This window comes from Caulobacter ginsengisoli (assembly GCF_030814835.1).
Taxonomy (GTDB): Bacteria; Pseudomonadota; Alphaproteobacteria; order Caulobacterales; family Caulobacteraceae; genus Caulobacter; species Caulobacter ginsengisoli.
Window position 1 is genome coordinate 90,783 of sequence record NZ_JAUSVS010000003.1, and the last position, 17,734, is coordinate 108,516.

Below are 17,734 nucleotides of genomic sequence, written 5' to 3' on the forward strand. Positions count from 1 at the left end.
GGCTGGGTCATGCTGCCGCCACTGCCTGCTTATCGGTCTGGAGTTCCCCATGCGCCGCGCGTTCGCTTCCGTCATCGTCCTGATCGGCCTCGCCGCGCCCCTCGCGGCTCAGGCGCGGATTCCGCCCGCTGAAACCATTTTCAAGGCCTGGGACAAGAACAAGGATGGGTTCATCACGCCAGCCGAGTGGGCCACGACCAAGCGCAAGGCCGATGAGTTTCCCCGGGTCGACACCAACGGCGACGGCAAGATCACGCTGGAAGAGCTGAAGGTTGGTATCGTCAAGATGAAGGCGGACCAGGCCAAGAAGCTGAAGACGGACCAGACCAAGACGCCATAGCGCGCCTGTAGCCTGCCCCTTTCCCAAATGTGATCACAGGACTAGCCTGCCCAAATCGTTTCGGACGGCTTGGGAGGGCTGACCATGAAACTCTTGAAGACCACGCTGCTGGCCGCCGTGGCGTCACTGACCCTGGCCGGGGTCGCCCGGGCGGAAGACCCCGAGGTCAGCTTCAATGTCGGGGTCGCTTCCGACTATGTGTTCCGGGGCGTCAGCCAGACCGACGGCGGGGCGCAGGTGTTTGGCGGGGCCGATGTTTCCTCGGGCATCTTCTATGCGGGTGTCTGGGCCTCGAACGTCGATTTCGGTGACGACACCAGCGCCGAGGTCGACGGCTATTTCGGGGTCACGCCCACCGCCGGGCCGGTCAGTCTGGATTTCGGGGCTCTCTACTATGGCTACCTCAACGAGCCGTCGGGCGCCGACTACGGCTATTGGGAGTTCAAGGCCGCTGGCACGATACCGGCTGGCCCCGCCACCCTGGGCGCGGCCCTCTACTATTCGCCCGAATATTCCGGCGGCATCGGCAGCGCCGTCTATTACGAAATCAACGCCTCGGGTTCGCCTGCCGACAAATGGACGGTCAGCGGCGCCCTGGGCGAGCAGACCTTCGACGCCGGCGGCGACTACACCACCTGGAACTTTGGGGTCGCCTACGCCTTCAACGACCATGTCTCGCTGGACGTTCGGTATACGGACAATGACATCGACTCGGCCTGTGGCGACATCTGCGACAGCCGGGTGGTGGCCACGCTCAAGGCGACCTTGCCATAATAAACTGCGACCGCCCGCCGCGCTGTGCCCGGCCCCGCGAGGGACTAGGCTCCAGCGATGAAGACGCCCGTTCCGCCGCGCCGGCCGCTCAGCGAACAGGCCGCGGTGCATGACCAGGTCTATGCGCGGCTGCGGGACGCCCTGATCGCCGGGCGGATCGCCCCGGGCCGCGCCCTCTCCCTGCGCAGTCTGGCCGCCGAGCTGGGGGTCAGCCCCATGCCCGTCCGCGATGCGGTGCGCCGGCTGGCCGCCGAGCGGGCCCTGGTCGTCAACCCGGCCAACAAGCGGCTGTCGGTGCCCAGGCTCGAGCCCGACCGGCTGGAGCAGGTGGCCCTGGCCCGCGGCTGGATCGAGCCGGAACTGGCCGCCCGCGCCGCCCGCAGAGCCGACCCGGCCCTGATCGCCGCCCTGATCACGGCCGATGCGGCGCTCGACAAGGCGATGAGCGAGGGCGACATGGACGGCTACATGCAGGCCAACCGCACCTTCCACTTCACCCTCTATCGGGCGGCGGGCGCCGAGGTGCTGCTCAACATGGCCGAGACCCTGTGGCTGCAGGTCGGCCCCTTCATGCGGCTGGTCTTCGAGCGGCTAGGGACCATGGCGCTACCCGCCGACCGCCATCAGGAAGCGATACACGCTCTGCAGGCCGCCGATTCCGAGGCCGCCCGCCGCGCCATCGCCGCCGATATCGCCGAGGGCATGGAGGCGATGCGTCAGTCCGAAAACGGCGCGTGAGCCTGCTCGAACGGCTCAAGGCCTGGGCGCGGGTCCTCAAGCGGGACGTGCTGGCCCTGTGGATCGCCGCGCGGGACCGGCGCACACCCTGGATGGCCAAGGTCCTGGCCGGCGCCGTAGCCGCCTACGCCCTCAGCCCCATCGACCTCATCCCGGACTTCATTCCCATTGTCGGCTACCTCGACGACGTCATTCTGCTGCCGGCGGGTATCTGGCTGGTTGTCCGGATGATCCCGGCCCCGCTGATGGCCGAATTCCGGGAGCAGGCGATGAGGCACGAACGTCCCGTCAGTCGGGCCGGCCTTGTCGCCATCCTGATCCTCTGGTTCTGCGCGGCGACGGCGGTCGGCGCCCTGGCCTGGACCAGGTTGTCCAGGTGAGCCGACCCACGCCTTGACTTGCCACAGGCCCTGCTGAACTGTGATCACAGGCGTAACGCCGTGACCGGAGGCTTGGGCATTGCGGTTGACGAGGTCCCTGCCGCTCTTGAGAGTCGTTCCATGACTGACAGGGCCATGGTCGCCGACCCTTCCGAATGCCAGGCCTTCCTGGACGAAAACCCCGACATCCAGTTCGTCGAGGTGTTCTTCACCAGCATGACCGGCGTGCCGCGCGGCAAGCGGCTGCGGCGCCACGAGCTGATGCCGATCTACGAGTATGGCCGTTTCCTGCCGGGCTCGATCCTGGTGGTCGACACCAACGGGGCCGACTGCGAGGAGACGGGCCTGGTCTGGGAGGACGGCGACGCCGACCGCCGGGCCCGTCCCGTCCCGGGCACCCTGAAGCCCGCGCCCTGGCTGGGGTCGGACGTCGCCCAGGTCATGCTGTCGATGTACGAGCTGGACGGGACCCCCAACGATCTCGACCCGCGCCATGTGCTGAAGCGTGTCCTGGACCGCTTCGCCGCCGATGGCCTGACCCCCGTCGTGGCCTGTGAGTTGGAATACTATCTGGTCGACCTGGAGCGCGACGCCGAGGGCGCCCTGCAGCCGGCCCGGTCGGCCCTGACCGGCCAGCGGCCGACCGGCGTCCAGGTCTACGGCCTGCCCGAACTGGAGGCCTGCGGGCCCTTCCTGCGCGAGCTCTGGGCCACGTCCGACGTGTTGGAGATTCCGCTGGAGGGGGCGATCTCGGAGTTCGCCCCCGGCCAGGTCGAGCTGACCCTCAAGCACAAACCGGACGCCCTGGAGGCCGCCGACGACGCGGTGATCTACAAGCGCGCCGCCAAGGGTGTGGCCCTGCGCCATGGCTGCGAGGCCACCTTCATGGCCAAGCCCTGGGCCGACCGGGCCGGCAGCGGCTTCCATCTGCATGTCAGCGTCAACGACGCGTCCGGGAACAATCTCTGCGCCAGCGACGACGTCGCCGGTTCGCCCCTGCTGCGCCACGCCATCGGCGGCATGAAGGCGCTGCTGGGCGACTGCATGGCCATCCTGGCGCCCAACGCCAACAGCTACCGCCGCTTCAAGGCCAACTCCTACGCGCCGGTCGCCCCGACCTGGGGGGTCAACAACCGCACGGTCTCGCTGCGGGTCCCGGCCGGGGCGCCGCCGACCCGCCATGTCGAGCACCGCGTCGCCGGGGCCGACGCCAACCCCTACCTGGTCATGGCCGCCATCCTGGCCTGCGTGCACCACGGCATCACCGGCCAGATCGATCCGGGCCCGCCGGTCAGCGGCGACGGCTACGCCGCGGCCAAGGCGATGAATGTGCGTCTGCCGTCCAACTGGTTCGCGGCGGTCGACCTCTTCGACGGCTCCAGGGTGCTGCGGAAATATCTGGGTGAGCGGTTCGTGGACATGTTCGTCCAGGTCAAGCGCACCGAGCAGGCGCGGTTCAACGAGGTGGTCACCGCGCTCGATATCGACTGGTGCCTGCGTAACGCGTGAGCTTCTTCAAACAAGGGTGTGGAGGGTGAGATGAGCAAGACCGGAAACCGCGGCGCCTCGCGTCGTTCGCTGCTGACCACCATGGGGGCGGCCGCCATCGGCCTGACCTTCACCAGCGCCTGTTCGCAGGCCGCCAAGCCGGCGGGCGGGGCCGAGGAGGCCAAGCTCAACTTCTACAACTGGGACACCTACATCGGTGAGACCACCCTGGCCGACTTCAAGAAGGCCTCCGGGGTGGACGTGAACATGAGCCTGTTCGCCACCAACGACGAGCTGTTCGCCAAGCTCAAGGCCGGCAACCCCGGCTACGACGTGGTGGTGCCGTCCAACGAGTTCGTCACCCGCATGGGCCAGGCCGGCCTGCTCATGCCGCTGGATCACGCCAAGATCCCCAACATGAAGAACATCGATCCGGCCTTCCTGGACCCGGACTACGATAAAGGCCGCAAGTTCTCGATGCCCTACACCTGGCTGGTGCTGGGCCTGGGCTATCGCAAGTCGAAGATGCAGGGCGTGCCCGACAGCTGGAAGTGGGTGTTCGACTCGCCGCAGTACAAGGGCCGCATCGCCCTCTTATCCGAGTCCGCCGACCTGATGCGCCTCTCGGCCAAGTATCTGGGCCATTCGGTCAACGACATCCCGCCCGAAATGGTCAAGCAGATCGAGGCGATGCTGATCAGGCAGAAGCCCTATGTGAAGGCCTTCCATGAGGACGACGGCCAGACCCTGCTGCAGAACAAGGACGTCGATATCGTCATCGAATACAACGGCGACATCGCCCAGGTGATGAAGGAAGACGACGACATCGGCTTCATCGTGCCCAAGGAGGGCAGCCTGCTGAACTCCGACACCCTGTGCATCCCGACCGGGGCGCCGCGGCCCGACAACGCCCACAAGTTCATCAACTACCTGCTGGACGCCCAGGCCGGGGCCGAGATTTCCAAGACCATCCTCTATCCGACCCCCAACGCGGCGGCCAAGGCGCTGATGCCGGACGACTACAGGAACAATCCGGTGATCTTCCCGCCCGCCGACCAGATGGCCAAGTGCGAGTACGGGGCCTTCGAGGGCGCCGAGCGGGCCCAGCTCTACGAGGAAGTCATCACCCGCGTCCGCGCCGCATGACTTGAGGCAGGGGGAGGGCGGACATGGAGCAGCACTGGACCCGGGCCAAGGGAGCCTTCGCGGCGGTCTTCACCCCGACCGTGTTCTGGCTGTTCGCCTTCTTCCTGATCCCGCTGGGCATCGTCTGGGCCTACAGCTTCGGCCAGAACGACGGGCTGGTGGATATCGCCATCACCGGCACCTTCAAGAACTACGCGCGGGTGCTGGAGCCGCTCTATCTGCTGATCTTCGTCAAGTCGCTGTGGTTCGCCTTCCTGACCACGGCCCTCTGCCTGCTGATCGGCTTTCCCGTCGCCCTGGCCATCACCTTCGCGTCCGAGAAGACCAAGTCCTGGCTGCTGCTGCTGATCATGCTGCCGTTCTGGACCAACCTGCTGATCCGCACCTACGCCCTGATGGCGGTCTTGCGGACCGAGGGCTACGTCAACTGGGGATATCACTGGCTCTGGGACCGCGCCTCGGGGCTGATGCAGGCGGCGGGGATGCAGCCGCTGGGCGTCTTCACGCCGCTGGAGCTGCTGCACAACAACTTCGCCGTCGTGTTTGGCCTGGTCTATGTCAACCTGCCCTTCATGGTCCTGCCGCTCTACGCGGCCCTGGACCGGCTGGACCGTTCCTATCTCGAGGCCAGCCTGGACCTGGGGGCCGGCCACCTGCGCACCCTGATGCGCGTGGTCGTGCCGCTGGCCCTGCCGGGCATCGCCTCGGGCATCCTGATCACCTTCATTCCGGCCCTGGGCTCCTACCTGACGCCGGACATGCTGGGCGGGCCCGACAGCCAGATGATCGCCTCGATCATCGAGCGGCAGTTCAAGCGGGCCAATGACTGGCCGTTCGGCGCGGCCCTCAGCTTCATGCTGATGTATCTCACCTTTGCCGCCATCGCGATCCAGGCGGTGCTGAACCGCCGCGCCCCGGAGAGCCGCTGATGGCAAAACGCGCGCCCCCCGGACCACTGGAATACCTGCGCCGCTGGCCGCTGCAGGCCTGGATCGTCGGGGTGACGATCTTCCTCTACGCGCCGCTGATCTCGCTGATGGTGTTCAGCTTCAACGACAGCAAGCGCAACGTCGTCTGGAAGGGCTTCACGCTCAAATATTACGGCAAGGCGCTGACCGATGAGAGCCTGCTGACGGCGCTGGGCAATTCACTGACCATAGCCTTCGTCGCCACCATCGCCAGCCTGGTGCTGGGCGCCCTGTCGGCGGTGCTGCTCTGGCGCTTCCGCTTCCCGGGCAAGACGGCGCTGGACGGCGCCCTGTCGCTGCCCATCGTGGTGCCCGAGATCTGTATGGGCGTGGCCATGCTGGTCTTCTTCGCCAAGGTGCTGCCCTGGCCGACCGGCCTGATCTGGCCGCTGAACCTGGGCTCGATCATCATCGCCCACATCTCGTTCTGCTTTCCGTTCGTGACCGTGGTGGTGCGGGCCCGCCTGGCCAGCTTCAACCGCGAGCTGGAGGAGGCCGCCAAGGACCTGGGGGCGGGCGAATGGCGGACCTTCAAGGACATCCTGATTCCACACATGGCGCCCTCGCTGGTCGCGGGCGCCCTGCTGGCCTTCACGCTTAGTCTGGACGACTTCGTCATCACCTTCTTCACGGCGGGGCCCGATACGGTGACCTTCCCGGTCAAGGTCTATTCGATGGTCCGCTTCTCGGTGACGCCCGAGGTCAACGCCGCCTCGACCATCCTGATCGTGCTGACCGTCCTGCTCACCTTCATCGCCCTGCGGTTCCAGAACCCGGCCAAGGAGCTCGGCTGACCATGGCCGGACCGATCATCAGCTTCGAGAACGTCACCAAGCGCTTCGGCAAGGTGGTCGCCGTCGACAACGTTTCGCTGACCGTCGACGAGGGCGAGTTCTTCGCCCTGCTGGGCCCCTCGGGCTGCGGCAAGACCACCCTGTTGCGCATGCTGGCCGGCTTCGACAGCCCGACCGAAGGCCGCATCCTGATCGACGGCAAGGATGTCAGCCGCGTGCCGCCCAACAAGCGGCCGGTCAACATGGTCTTCCAGTCCTACGCGGTCTTCCCGCACATGACCGTGGCCGACAATGTCCGCTACGGCCTCTCCATAGCCGGTGTGCCGCGCGGCGAGCAGGACCGCCGGGTGGAAGAGGCCCTGGGCCTGGTCAAGCTCGACGGCCTGGGCCCCCGCAAGCCCGACCAGCTCTCCGGCGGCCAGCGCCAGCGGGTGGCCCTGGCCCGGGCGCTGGTCATGAAGCCCCGGGTGCTGCTGCTCGACGAGCCGCTCTCGGCCCTGGACGCCAAGCTGCGCGACCAGATGCGCACCGAGCTTTCCACCCTGCAGGAGAAGGTCGGCATCACCTTCATGATGGTCACCCACGACCAGGACGAGGCCCTGGCCCTGGCGACGCGCTGCGCGGTGATGAACCGGGGCCTGCTACAGCAGGTCGCCACGCCCAACGACCTCTATGAGTTCCCCAACAGCCGCTTCGTGGCCGACTTCATCGGCACGGTGAACCTCTTCGAGGGCCAGCTGATCGTCGACGAGCCCGACCACGCCATCATCCGCTCGGCCGAACTGGGGGCGGACCTCTATTTCGACCACGGGGTCACGGGGGCCAAGGGCGCCACGGTCTGGGCGGCCCTTCGACCCGAGAAGATCGAGCTGAAGAAGCGGGCCGAGGGCGAGGCGGTCCCCAAGATGGACGACGCCCCGGCCGGCTACAACGTCATCCCCGGCGTCATCCGCCAGGAGGTCTATCTGGGCAGCGAGTCGACCTACGAGGTCGAGATCGCCACCGACCGCCGGGTCAAGGTCGTCCGCTCCAACCTGACCCGCTGGGACCAGGAGGACTTCGCGGTCGGCGAAGCGGTCTGGCTCAGCTGGCACGCCTGCTCGCCGGCCATGCTGCAGTCCTGACCGGCCGAAAGAACAAGAAGAACTGGAGTACCGGAGTGAACGCCCCCATCCGCAACTACGACATCGCCGAACTGCGCCGCCAGGACGTCGCCCACCATCTGCCCGCCCAGGCCGACCACAGGCTGATCGCCGAGATGGGCGGCAGCCGGATCATCACCCGGGCCGAGGGCTGCGTGATCCATGATGGGGACGGCAACGCCATCCTCGACGGCATGGCGGGGCTGTGGTGCGTCAACGTCGGCTACGGGCGCCAGGAACTGGCCCAAGCCGCCTACGACCAGATGCTGGAGCTGCCCTACTACAACACCTTCTTCAAGACCGCCTCGCCGCCGCCGATAGAGCTGGCGACCAAGGTGGCGGGGCTGATGGGCGGCCATCTGAGCCACGTCTTCTTCAACAGCTCCGGCTCGGAAGCCAACGACACCATCTTCCGGCTGGTCCGCCACTACTGGAAGCTCAAGGGCCAGCCGAGCCGCAAGATCTTCATCGGCCGCTGGAACGGCTATCACGGCTCCACCGTCGCCGGGGTGAGCCTGGGCGGCATGAAGGCCATGCATGCCCAGGGCGACCTGCCGATCCCCGGCATCGAGCACGTCATGCAGCCTTATCTGTTCGGCGACGCGTTCGGCGAGGACCCGGCTAGATTCGCCGCCCGCGCCGCCCAGGCCATCGAGGACCGCATCCTCCAGGTCGGCCCCGAGAACGTCGCCGCCTTCATCGGCGAGCCGGTGCAGGGGGCCGGCGGGGTGATCATCCCGCCCGACGGCTACTGGCCGGCGGTCGAGGCCATCTGCCGCAAATACGGCATCCTGCTGATCTGCGACGAGGTGATCTGCGGTTTCGGGCGGCTGGGCCAATGGTTCGGCCACCAGCACTACGGGGTGAAGCCCGACCTGATCGCCATGGCCAAGGGGCTGTCCAGCGGCTACCTGCCGATCTCGGCCGTCGGCGTGGCCGATCACATCGTCGCCGAGCTGCGCGAGAAGGGCGGCGACTTCGTCCACGGCTACACCTACAGCGGCCACCCGACCTGCGCCGCCGTGGCCATCCGCAACCTCGAGATCATGGAGCGCGAGAAGCTGGTCGAGCGCACCCGCGAGGATACCGGGCCCTATCTGGCCAAGGCCTTCGCCGACCGCCTGGCCGGCCATCCCCTGGTCGGCGAGGCCCGCTCGCTGGGCCTGCTGGGCGCCGTCGAGATCGTCGCCGAGAAGGGGACCAACAGGCGGTTCGGCGGCGAGGAGGGCAAGGCCGGGCCGGTCGTGCGCGACCTCTGCATCAAGAACGGCCTGATGGTTCGCGGCATCCGCGACACCATCGTCTGCTGCCCGCCGCTGATCATCAGCCATGCCCAGATCGACGAACTGGTCGATATCCTCAAGCGGTCGCTCGACGAGGCGATGCCGATTCTCAAGGCGCTTTGACCATGCCGGAAGCCATCCTCGAACCCGACCTGCCGATCATCGATCCGCACCACCACCTGTGGGATCGGCCCGCCGCCTTCATCGCCGGCCTGCCGCCGCCCAAACACGGCTTCGACCACCTGATCCGCAAAGTCCCCCGCTACCTGCTCGACGAGCTGCTGGCGGATCTGAACAGCGGCCACAACGTCATCGGCACCGTCTACATGGAGTGCGGGGCCATGTACCGCGCCGGGGGCGAGGCCGCTTTCCGACCCGTCGGCGAGACCGAGTTCGTCAACGGCGTCGCCGCCATGACCGCCAGCGGCCTCTACGGCCCGGTGCGGGCCTGCGCCGGCATCGTCGGCCATGTCGACCTGACCATCGGCGCCAAGGCCCGCGAGGTGCTGGAGGCCCACATCGCCGCCGGCGGCGGCCGGTTCCGGGGCATCCGCCAGAGCGCCTCGTTCGACAGCGATCCGGACGTGCTGGGCCCGCTGGCCCGCCAGAACGAGGGCCTCTATCGCTGGGGCGCGTTCCGCGAGGGCTTCGCCCAACTGGCGCCGCTGGGCCTCTCGTTCGACGCCTGGCTGCTCGAACCGCAGCTCCCCGAACTGCTCAGCCTGGCCAAGGCCTTCCCGGGCACCCAGATCGTGCTGGACCATGTCGGCACCCCGTTGGGCATCGGCCGCTATGCCGGCCAGCGCGACGAGCGCTTCGCCGCCTGGACCCGCTGCATCCAGGACCTGGCGGCCCTGCCCAACGTGGCGGTCAAGGTCGGCGGCCTGGCCATGGTCTTCCCGGGCTTCCCCAGCTTCATGTCCGACCCGCCGGCCCAGTCCGAACAGCTGGCCGAGGAGTGGCTGCCCTATGTCGAGATCTGCCTGAAGGCCTTCGGCGTCGACCGCTGCATGTTCGAGAGCAACTTCCCGGTCGACAGCGGCAGCTGCGACTACGCCACCCTGTGGAACGCCTTCAAGCGGGTGGCGGCGGGCTATTCCGCCGACGAGAAGGCGGCGCTGTTCGCGGGGACGGCGCGGAAGATTTACCGGCTGGACATCTAGCCACCACCCATCCTACCCCTCCACCGTCATCCTAGGCCTTGTGCCTAGGATCCCGCCGTCCGTCGCACGGGCGCTGGGCCGTGGGGCGGCAACGGTTCGGCTTTATTTTCAACGGTTTGGAGCGGGCTGAACGCGGGATCCTAGGCACAAGGCCTAGGATGACGGGTTGGGTTGGATTGAGGCTGAGCTACAACCGGTCCCGCAACGCATACCAGCTCATCCCCGCTGCCAGAGCCGGCCAGCGTAGCCATTTGCCCCCCGGAAACGCCGGGGTCGGCAGGCGCTTGAGCGGCTCAAGCAGGGCCGCCTCGCCCAGCGCCGCCTGGGCCAGCAGCCTGCCGAAATATGGAGCCAGCATCACGCCCTGGCCGGAATACCCTGCCGCCGCAAGCACGCCCGGCATCGGCCCACCGACGTAGGGCAGGCGGGTGGTCGTCACGCCCAGCGTCCCGCCCCAGGCATGGGTGATCGCCGCGCTCGCCAGCTGCGGATAGGTCCCCAGCATGTGGCGGCGCACGAAGCCGGCGATGTCGGCGGGGAAGCGGGGCGTGTAGGTCTCGCCGCCGCCGAACAGCAACCGCCCGTCCGGGGTCTTGCGCCAGTAGCGGATGACGAAGCGGCTGTCGGCGGCGGCCATGTCGCTGGGCAGGATGGTCGGGTCGTCCAGCGGCTCGGTGACCGCGATGAAGTTGTTGATCGGCATGACCCGCGTCTCCAGCGCCGGGACCAGGCCGTCCAGATAGCCGTCGCCGGTCAGGATCATCCGTTCGCACTCGACCGACCCGTGGGCCGTTCGCACCCGGCCGGGTTCGAGGCCCGTGACCCGGCTCCGTTCGTGGATAGTCGCCCCCGCCGCCTCGGCCAGCCGGGCCATGCCCAGCGCCAGCTTCAGCGGATGCAGGTGCCCGCCGCCGTGGTCGATCAGGCCGCCGAAGTAACGGTCCGTGCCCAGCAGGTGAGTCATCCGCTCCCGGTCGACGACTTCCAGCAGCGGATAGTCGTAGCGCTCGGCCAGCAGGTCGGCGTAGGCGGCCTCGTGCTCGGCGCCGACCAGGCGGTGGCGGGCCTGGATCAGGCCGGGGCGCCAATCGCAGTCGATCTCGCCGATCAGGCTGTGGAGGTTGGCGCGAGCTTCCTCGGCCAGCGTCCACAAGCGGCGGGCGTCTTCGGCTCCGACCACCCGCTCCAGCCAATCCTGCTCGCGCCGCTGGCCGGGGTGAACCTGGCCGCCGTTACGGCCCGTGCCGCCGGAGCCGACGGTGGCCTCCTCCACCACCACCACCTTCGCCCCGCGCCGGGCCAGTTCCAGCGCCGCGCCCAGGCCCGTGAACCCGGCGCCGACCACGCAGACGTCGGCCTGGACCTCGCTCTTCAGCGCCGGTCGCGTCTCTGGCAGGTCGGCGGTGGCAGCGTACCAGGACCCCGCCGGATGGCCGGTGTTTCTCATCGATGCCGGATAAGCGCGGACGGCGCTCCATCCCCTTCAGAACCCTTCCTCCTCGATGGAGGAAGGGCAGGGTTGGTGGTGTGCGCTCGGAGCCTGGGCGACTGGCTCAGGGTGGCGACCACGCCTCCCCGCGTGCTTCCGGAAACGCACTGCCACCACCACCATCCCCGCCCTTCCTCCATCGAGGAGGAAGGGAGACCGTGGTGGGGCTTGGCCGTCCGCCTCGCCATCCGACTACACGTTCAGCAGCAGGAACTCGCGCTCCCAGGGGCTGATGGTGCGCATGAAGGTCTCGTACTCGACCTCCTTGACCCGGCTGTAGGCGCTGACGAAGGCGGGGCCCAGGATGTCGACCATCTCGCCGCAGGTCTCGAACAGGGTCAGGGATTCGGTCAGGCCCCGGGGCAGGTCGAAGCCCAGCAGGTTGGCGTCGGTCTGCACCGGGTCGGTGGGCTTGAGCCCCTGGACCATGCCCAGATAGCCGGCGGCGAGGCTTGCGGCGATGGCGAGGTAGGGGTTGGCGTCGGAGGAGGGGATGCGGTTCTCGACCCGCCGGTTGGCCGCATCGGAGGGTGGCACCCGCAGGCCCGCCGTGCGGTTGTCATAGCCCCAGCGGGTGTTGATCGGCGCGCCCGAGTCCCGCGAGAGGCGCCGGTAGGAATTCACGTAAGGGGCCAGGATGGCCATGATCGCCGGCAGGTATTTCTGCTGGCCGGCGATGAAGGCGAAGAACAGCGCTGTCGGCTCGCCGGTCTCGTCCGAGAACAGGTTGGCCTTGGTCTCGCGGTTCAGGATCGACTGGTGGATGTGCATGGCCGAGCCGGGCTCATTGGCCATCGGCTTGGCCATGAAGGTGGCGTAGATGTCGTGCTCCATCGCCGCCTCGCGGATGGTGCGCTTGAACATGAAGACCTGGTCGGCCAGCTCCAGGGCGTCGCCGTGGCGCAGGTTGATCTCCATCTGGGCGACGCCGCTCTCATGGATCAGGGTGTCGATTTCCAGCCCCTGGCGCTCACTGTATTCGTACATGTCCTCGAACAGGGCATCGAACTCGTTGACCGCCGCGATGGAATAGCCCTGCCGCCCCGTCTCCGGCCGACCCGAGCGGCCGATCGGGGGTTTGAGCGGATAGTCTGGATCGATGTTCTTCTCGACGATGTAGAACTCCATCTCCGGCGCCACGCAGGGGGCCCAGCCCTGGGCATGGTAGAGGGCCAGCACCCGGCGCAGCACCTGGCGCGGGCTTTCCTCGACGGGCCGGCCGCCGGGATGGAAGGCGTCATGGATGACCTGGGCGGTCGGGTCCTGGGCCCAGGGCACCACGGCCAGCGTGGCGAAGTCGGGGGTCAGGAAGATGTCGGTGTCGGACTGCACCGTGCCGACCAGGTCCTCCAGGTCGGGATATTCCCCGGTTATGGTCTGGTAGAAGACCGCCAGCGGCAGGTTCATCGTGGTGCTGTCGAGGAACTTGCGCACCGGCATGATCTTGCCGCGCGCCACCCCGGCCAGGTCGGGGACCACGCATTCGATCTCTTCGATGTTCTGACGGGCGAACCACTCGGTGGCTTCGGCCATCGAGGCGACGCCGCGGGCGGCGCTGGGCGAGGTGAGCCTCGCTTTGGCTTTGGGTTTCATGACACGGCTGTCGTTGAGGTTTGCCAGCCTAACCCGGGCCGCGACGGCGGGCAATGTGATCACAATCCGCCCCCGCCGGGGGCGGAATATAGGGGCGCCGCCGAGGCTGGGGCAGCCTCGGCGGCGCTTAATCGTCCTTCCCGCGAGGCCAGGCCCTCAAGGGCAGCCCGGCCTCAGGACGAACTCTAGGCGGCGTCGACCAGGACGAGTTCGGCGTCCTCGATCGCGGTGATGGTGATGGTCTTCAGGTCGGTGATCGCCGCGCCGTCGCGGGCCGCCAGCCTGACGCCATTGACTTCGACGCTCCCCAGGGCCGGCACCAGATAGGCGTGGCGGCTGGGGTCGAGCGGATAGTCCAGGCTCTCGCCGGCCTTCAGGGTGGCGCCCAGGACGCGGGCGTCGGTGCGGATCGGCAGGGCGTCGTTGTCGTTGTCGAAGCCGCTGGCCAGCGTCACGAACTTCCCGGACCGATCGCCCTTGGGAAAGGGTTTCGCGCCCCAGCTGGGCGCGCCGCCGAACCGGTTGGGCTCGATCCAGATCTGGAACAGCGTGGTCGCCTCCGGCTCGAGGTTGTACTCGGCGTGGCGGATGCCCGAGCCGGCGCTCATCACCTGCACGTCGCCCGCCTCGGTGCGGCCCTTGTTGCCCAGGCTGTCCTGGTGGGTGATCGCGCCCTTCCGGACATAGGTGATGATCTCCATGTCGGCGTGCGGATGCGGCGGGAAGCCGGAATTGGCGGCGATCTCGTCGTCGTTCCAGACGCGCAGCGCGCCCCAGCCCATCCGCTGGGGATCGCGGTAGCTGGAGAAGGAGAAGTGGTGCTTGGCCTTCAGCCAGCCGTGGTCGGCGCCGCCGAGGCTCTCAAAGGATCGAACTTCGATCATCTGTCAGGTTTCCTTGCGTCGGCCATCCGACGCGCTCTTGTCGAAAGCCAAGATAGGGATGAAGATCGACGAAGAAATAGAAACAAACGAAACTCATTGTTTCCAAAATGGCGCGCCTACCCGATCTCGAAGGCTTGGCGATCTTCGCCCGCGTGGTGGAGCTGCGCTCCTTTGCCGGGGCGGCGGAGGACCTGAAGCTCTCCAAGGCGACGGTCTCCAAGGCCGTCACCCGGCTGGAAACACGGCTGGGGGCCCGGCTGTTCAACCGCTCCTCGCGGCGGCTGGCCCTGACCGACGCCGGCCGCACCCTGGCCGAGCGCGCCGCCCAGCTGCTGCACGACGCCGAGCATCTTGAAGCCGAGGCCATGGAGGGGGCCGCCGCCCCGCGCGGGCAGGTGCGGCTGGCCGCGCCGATGTCGTTCGGGTTGATCGAGTTGGCCCCGCTGCTGCCCGACTTCTTCGCCGCCTATCCGCAGGTCTCGATCGACCTGCACCTGTCGGACGCCACCGTCGACCTGATCGGCGAGGGTTTCGACCTGGCCCTGCGCATCGCCGTCCTGCCGGACTCGGCCCTGGTCGCCCGGCGGCTCTGCGCGGTCGAGCGGCATGTGGTGGGGGCGCCGGCCTATCTGGACCGCCACGGCCGGCCGACCCATCCGGCCCACCTCGCCGACCATGCCTGCCTGGGCTACGCCTACCTACCCAGCCCCGAGACCTGGCGGTTCGTCAACGCGGCGGGGGAGGAGGCCTGGGTTCGCCCCTCGGGTCCGCTGCGCGCCAACAACGCCGACGTCATGCTGCCGGCCCTGCTGTCTGGCCTGGGCCTGGCCCTGCAGCCGGACTTCGTCGTCCGTGACGCCCTGGCCGACGGCCGGCTGGAGGTGGTCATGCCGAACTGGCGCGCGCCGCCAGCCGCCCTGCACCTGGTCATGCCGCCGGGTGGCCCCAGGCCGAAGCGGGTGGAGGTGCTGGCGGAATTCCTGGCCGAACGACTGTCGCGGCGGCGTTAGCCCGCCTGTGCGAGCGCCTGGCCAGAGCCGTTCTGCAGGCAGCGCACCACGCCGCCGATCAGGCCCTCGGGGGTGATCGGCTTGGCGATGTGGTCGTCGGCCCCCGCCGCGGCGGCCTGGGCGCGGTGCTCGGGCAGGGCGTTGGCGGTCAGCATGGCGATGGGGATCGGCGCCAGGCCGCGTTCGACCTCGAGGCGGCGGATGGCCCGGGTGGCTTCCAGGCCGTCCATCACCGGCATCTGCATGTCCATCAGGATCAGGTCGAAGCCGCCGGTCTCGAAGGCGTCCACCGCCGCCTGGCCGTCGGCGACCAGGGTCAGTTCGGCGCCCAGCGGGCCCAGGATCAGTTCGGCGACCTTCTGGTTGATCGGGTGGTCGTCGGCGATGAGGATGCGCAGGCCCTCCAGGCCCGACGCATGCGCCTCGGCGTCCGGCGCCGCCTCGGGGGCGGCGGCCTCGGCCCGCTCCAGCGGCAGGCGGACGATGAACAGGCTGCCCTCGCCCGGCGTCGAGCTGGCCTCGATGGTCCCGCTCATCGCCTCGGTCAGGCCCCGGCAGATGGCCAGGCCCAGGCCCGTGCCGCCGAACTTGCGGGTGATCGAACCGTCGGCCTGGTGGAAGCGGCCGAACAGGCGGCCCGAAGCCTGGAAGTCGAAGCCGATGCCGGTGTCGCGCACCTTGAGGATCAGGGTCACCGCCTCGGGCCCATCCTCCGCACGATCTTCCAGGTCGACCGCCACGGTCACGCCGCCGCGCTCGGTGAACTTGATGGCGTTGGAGGCCAGGTTGGCGACGATCTGCTTGATGCGGATGACGTCGCCCACGAGCGTGCCGCTGGCCCGAGGTGAATAGACGACATCGAAGGCCAGGCCCTTCTCGTCGGCCCGGGTGCGCATCAGCTGGGCGGTGGAGTCGATGGCGCCGGTCAGTTCGAACGGCGCGGCCTCAAGGTCGATCTTGCCGGCCTCGACCTTGGAGAGGTCCAGGATGTCGCTGAGCAGCCGCTCCAGCACCTCGCCCGACGAGCGCACCAGGTCGAGCATGTCGCGCTGCGGGCCGGTCAGGTCGGTGCGGGCCAGGGCCCCCGCCACGCCGATGACGCCGTTCAGCGGGGTGCGGATCTCGTGGCTCATATTGGCCAGGAAGGTGGTCTTGGCCTGGTCGGCGGCCTCGGCCTCGCGGCGGGCGGCGACCAGGCGGCGCTGCATGCGCAGGGTCAGCACCAGGGCGAAGATGCAGATGACCAGGGCCAGGCCCGCGCCGGTGGCCAGCACCACGTTTCGGACGTTCTCGGCCCGCTGGATGGCCAGGCGGGTCTTGGCGGCGGCCACCTCGGATTCCAGGCTGGCCCGCATCTCGCGGATGCCCTCGACGGTGGCGGCGTCCTGCGAGCGGCTGACCTCGCGCTGGTAGCGGCGCAGGGTGTCGAAGGCGATGTTGTAGCGCCCCTCGGCCCGCAGCACCTCGGCCTCGGCCTCCAGCAGGCCGCGGGTCAACACCGGATCGCCGCGGCGGGCGGCCTCGGCCTGCAGGGCGGCGTAGGCGGCGCGGGCAGGCCCGGCCCGACCCAGGCGCGCCAGGGCGATGGTCTTCAGCCGCATGATCTTCGGCCGGTGCTCGGCCGAACCGTCGGGGATGGCCAGGGCGTCGTCGGCGCACTGCACGGCCTGCTCCCAGCGGCCGGCGTCGCTGGAGACCATGGCGCACAGTTCGCGCACCCAATAGACCTGCTGCGGATCGTCGCCGGCGTCGGCCAGGCGCCACAGCCGCGCCAGCACCCGGCCGGCCATGGCGGTCTGGCCCTGCTGCGAGGCCAGGCGGGCCAGATTGTAGAGGATGGACTGGCCGTCATAGGGCTGGTCGCTGACCTGGGCGGCCGCGACAGTGGCCTCGGCCTGGGTCAGGAAGGCGGGCAGGTCGTCCAAGCCCAGGGCGGCGAAGGCCCAGGCGTCGGCCAGGCCGCCGCGCAGATCGGGATCCTTGGGCGCCCGGGAAAGGTCCTCCATCCCGCCCCGCGCCACCTTCAGGGCCTGCACCTTCTGGCCGGCGTCGCTGAGGCTGTAGGACAGCAGACGCGCGCCGGTCACCCGCAGCAGCGGATCGCGCTCGGTCGCCAGCAAGGCGGTCAGCCTGGCGGCGGCGCCGCTGTAGTCGCCGTCCATGCCGGCGGCGTAGATCTTGAGCTGCTGCAGGGCGCGGGCTTCGCGGGCGCTGTTCTGGCGGCGGATTTCCTGCTCGTAGAGGGCCAGGAAGCGCTTGGCCTTGGGGGCGTTCGACCCGACCAGCGCCTCGGTGGCGATCTTGCGCAGCCGTTCCAGGCGCTCGGGGCCCTGGGCGGCGAGGGCGCGGGCCTCCCAGGCGTCCTGCTTGGCGGGGGTGGTGATCAGCCTGCCCTGGTCGATGATGGTGGCCAGCCGATCGGCGCGGGCCTCCTGCGAAGGCGCGGGAAGGCCGCGTGTCGGTCCCCCCGCCCAGGCCGGCGTCGCGGCCAGCAGGGTCAGGGCGAACATCACAAGGGCGCTTCGCGCCAGACGCATCAAGG

At 68.7% G+C, this 17,734-nt stretch carries 15 protein-coding genes and 1 pseudogene; 12 read left to right on the forward strand and 4 right to left on the reverse strand.

Annotation, left to right across the window (positions count from 1 at the left end; translation table 11 throughout):
• Positions 1–49: 49 nt before the first annotated feature.
• The 11 genes and pseudogenes from QO010_RS10245 (at position 50) to QO010_RS10295 (ending at position 10,216) form a co-directional block, all read left to right on the forward strand.
• Positions 50–340 carry an EF-hand domain-containing protein gene (locus tag QO010_RS10245; RefSeq protein ID WP_307348829.1) on the forward strand — a complete coding sequence of 97 codons (291 nt, stop codon included), beginning with the start codon at positions 50–52 and terminating at the stop codon, positions 338–340.
• Between the two features lie 84 nt (positions 341–424).
• Entirely contained in the window at positions 425–1,114 is a 690-nt protein-coding gene (locus QO010_RS10250) for a TorF family putative porin (protein WP_307348830.1), read from the forward strand.
• A 57-nt stretch (positions 1,115–1,171) separates the two neighbouring features.
• On the forward strand, positions 1,172–1,852 hold the full coding sequence (locus QO010_RS10255; RefSeq protein WP_307348834.1) for a GntR family transcriptional regulator: 681 nt from the start codon (positions 1,172–1,174) through the stop codon (positions 1,850–1,852).
• Positions 1,849–2,232, forward strand: a complete 384-nt coding sequence (locus QO010_RS10260; RefSeq protein WP_307348837.1) for a YkvA family protein — start codon at positions 1,849–1,851, stop codon at positions 2,230–2,232. Before QO010_RS10255 ends, QO010_RS10260 begins: the two co-directional genes overlap by 4 nt.
• 135 nt (positions 2,233–2,367) lie before the next feature.
• Positions 2,368–3,741, forward strand: a complete 1,374-nt coding sequence (locus QO010_RS10265; protein WP_370873744.1) for a glutamine synthetase family protein — start codon at positions 2,368–2,370, stop codon at positions 3,739–3,741.
• Between the two features lie 30 nt (positions 3,742–3,771).
• Positions 3,772–4,866 (forward strand): ABC transporter substrate-binding protein, encoded by a 1,095-nt coding sequence (locus tag QO010_RS10270; RefSeq protein WP_307348841.1) that lies wholly within the window; start codon positions 3,772–3,774, stop codon positions 4,864–4,866.
• 23 nt (positions 4,867–4,889) lie between these two features.
• A complete protein-coding gene (locus tag QO010_RS10275; RefSeq protein WP_307348844.1) occupies positions 4,890–5,795 on the forward strand; it encodes an ABC transporter permease in 906 nt (301 codons plus the stop codon).
• Positions 5,795–6,650: pseudogene (locus QO010_RS10280) on the forward strand (ABC transporter permease); the annotation flags it as partial. The gene QO010_RS10275 and the pseudogene QO010_RS10280, both read left to right, overlap by 1 nt.
• The gene (locus QO010_RS10285; protein WP_307348848.1) at positions 6,631–7,752 is read left to right on the forward strand and encodes an ABC transporter ATP-binding protein; all 1,122 of its coding nucleotides are present in this window, start codon (positions 6,631–6,633) and stop codon (positions 7,750–7,752) included. The pseudogene QO010_RS10280 and the gene QO010_RS10285, both read left to right, overlap by 20 nt.
• Before the next feature lie 35 nt (positions 7,753–7,787).
• Positions 7,788–9,176 (forward strand): aspartate aminotransferase family protein, encoded by a 1,389-nt coding sequence (locus tag QO010_RS10290; protein WP_307348850.1) that lies wholly within the window; start codon positions 7,788–7,790, stop codon positions 9,174–9,176.
• 2 nt (positions 9,177–9,178) lie between these two features.
• Positions 9,179–10,216, forward strand: coding sequence for an amidohydrolase family protein (locus QO010_RS10295; protein ID WP_307348852.1), 1,038 nt, complete (start codon positions 9,179–9,181; stop codon positions 10,214–10,216).
• A gap of 187 nt (positions 10,217–10,403) precedes the next feature.
• Here QO010_RS10295 and QO010_RS10300 read toward each other — a convergent pair whose 3' ends face one another.
• The 3 genes from QO010_RS10300 to QO010_RS10310 all read right to left on the reverse strand — a co-directional run bounded on the left by QO010_RS10300 (position 10,404) and on the right by QO010_RS10310 (position 14,182).
• A complete protein-coding gene (locus QO010_RS10300) occupies positions 10,404–11,663 on the reverse strand; it encodes an NAD(P)/FAD-dependent oxidoreductase (protein WP_307348853.1) in 1,260 nt (419 codons plus the stop codon).
• Positions 11,664–11,897: 234 nt separating this feature from the next.
• Positions 11,898–13,298 (reverse strand): glutamine synthetase family protein, encoded by a 1,401-nt coding sequence (locus tag QO010_RS10305; RefSeq protein WP_307348855.1) that lies wholly within the window; start codon positions 13,296–13,298, stop codon positions 11,898–11,900.
• A 185-nt stretch (positions 13,299–13,483) separates the two neighbouring features.
• On the reverse strand, positions 13,484–14,182 hold the full coding sequence (locus tag QO010_RS10310; protein ID WP_307348857.1) for a pirin family protein: 699 nt from the start codon (positions 14,180–14,182) through the stop codon (positions 13,484–13,486).
• 107 nt (positions 14,183–14,289) lie between these two features.
• Here QO010_RS10310 and QO010_RS10315 point away from each other — a divergent pair, with 107 nt between their 5' ends.
• Positions 14,290–15,192, forward strand: a complete 903-nt coding sequence (locus QO010_RS10315) for a LysR family transcriptional regulator (protein WP_307348859.1) — start codon at positions 14,290–14,292, stop codon at positions 15,190–15,192.
• On the opposite strand, the gene QO010_RS10320 is transcribed toward QO010_RS10315, so the two are convergent.
• Positions 15,189–17,729: a hybrid sensor histidine kinase/response regulator gene (locus tag QO010_RS10320; protein ID WP_307348861.1), complete on the reverse strand. Its 2,541-nt coding sequence runs from the start codon at positions 17,727–17,729 to the stop codon at positions 15,189–15,191. The two genes, QO010_RS10315 and QO010_RS10320, sit on opposite strands and share 4 nt — an antisense overlap.
• Positions 17,730–17,734 lie beyond the last annotated feature (5 nt).

Bases quoted from the DNA above. Each gene is read 5' to 3' on its own strand.
- QO010_RS10270 (WP_307348841.1), top strand. From the start codon at position 3,772: ATGAGCAAGACCGGAAACCGCGGCGCCTCGCGTCGTTCGCTGCTGACC.
- QO010_RS10310 (WP_307348857.1), bottom strand. From the start codon at position 14,182: ATGATCGAAGTTCGATCCTTTGAGAGCCTCGGCGGCGCCGACCACGGC.
- QO010_RS10275 (WP_307348844.1), top strand. From the start codon at position 4,890: ATGGAGCAGCACTGGACCCGGGCCAAGGGAGCCTTCGCGGCGGTCTTC.
- QO010_RS10300 (WP_307348853.1), bottom strand. From the start codon at position 11,663: ATGAGAAACACCGGCCATCCGGCGGGGTCCTGGTACGCTGCCACCGCC.
- QO010_RS10305 (WP_307348855.1), bottom strand. From the start codon at position 13,298: ATGAAACCCAAAGCCAAAGCGAGGCTCACCTCGCCCAGCGCCGCCCGC.
- QO010_RS10285 (WP_307348848.1), top strand. From the start codon at position 6,631: ATGGCCGGACCGATCATCAGCTTCGAGAACGTCACCAAGCGCTTCGGC.
- QO010_RS10295 (WP_307348852.1), top strand. From the start codon at position 9,179: ATGCCGGAAGCCATCCTCGAACCCGACCTGCCGATCATCGATCCGCAC.
- QO010_RS10320 (WP_307348861.1), bottom strand. From the start codon at position 17,729: ATGCGTCTGGCGCGAAGCGCCCTTGTGATGTTCGCCCTGACCCTGCTG.
- QO010_RS10265 (WP_370873744.1), top strand. From the start codon at position 2,368: ATGGTCGCCGACCCTTCCGAATGCCAGGCCTTCCTGGACGAAAACCCC.
- QO010_RS10245 (WP_307348829.1), top strand. From the start codon at position 50: ATGCGCCGCGCGTTCGCTTCCGTCATCGTCCTGATCGGCCTCGCCGCG.
- QO010_RS10315 (WP_307348859.1), top strand. From the start codon at position 14,290: ATGGCGCGCCTACCCGATCTCGAAGGCTTGGCGATCTTCGCCCGCGTG.
- QO010_RS10255 (WP_307348834.1), top strand. From the start codon at position 1,172: ATGAAGACGCCCGTTCCGCCGCGCCGGCCGCTCAGCGAACAGGCCGCG.
- QO010_RS10250 (WP_307348830.1), top strand. From the start codon at position 425: ATGAAACTCTTGAAGACCACGCTGCTGGCCGCCGTGGCGTCACTGACC.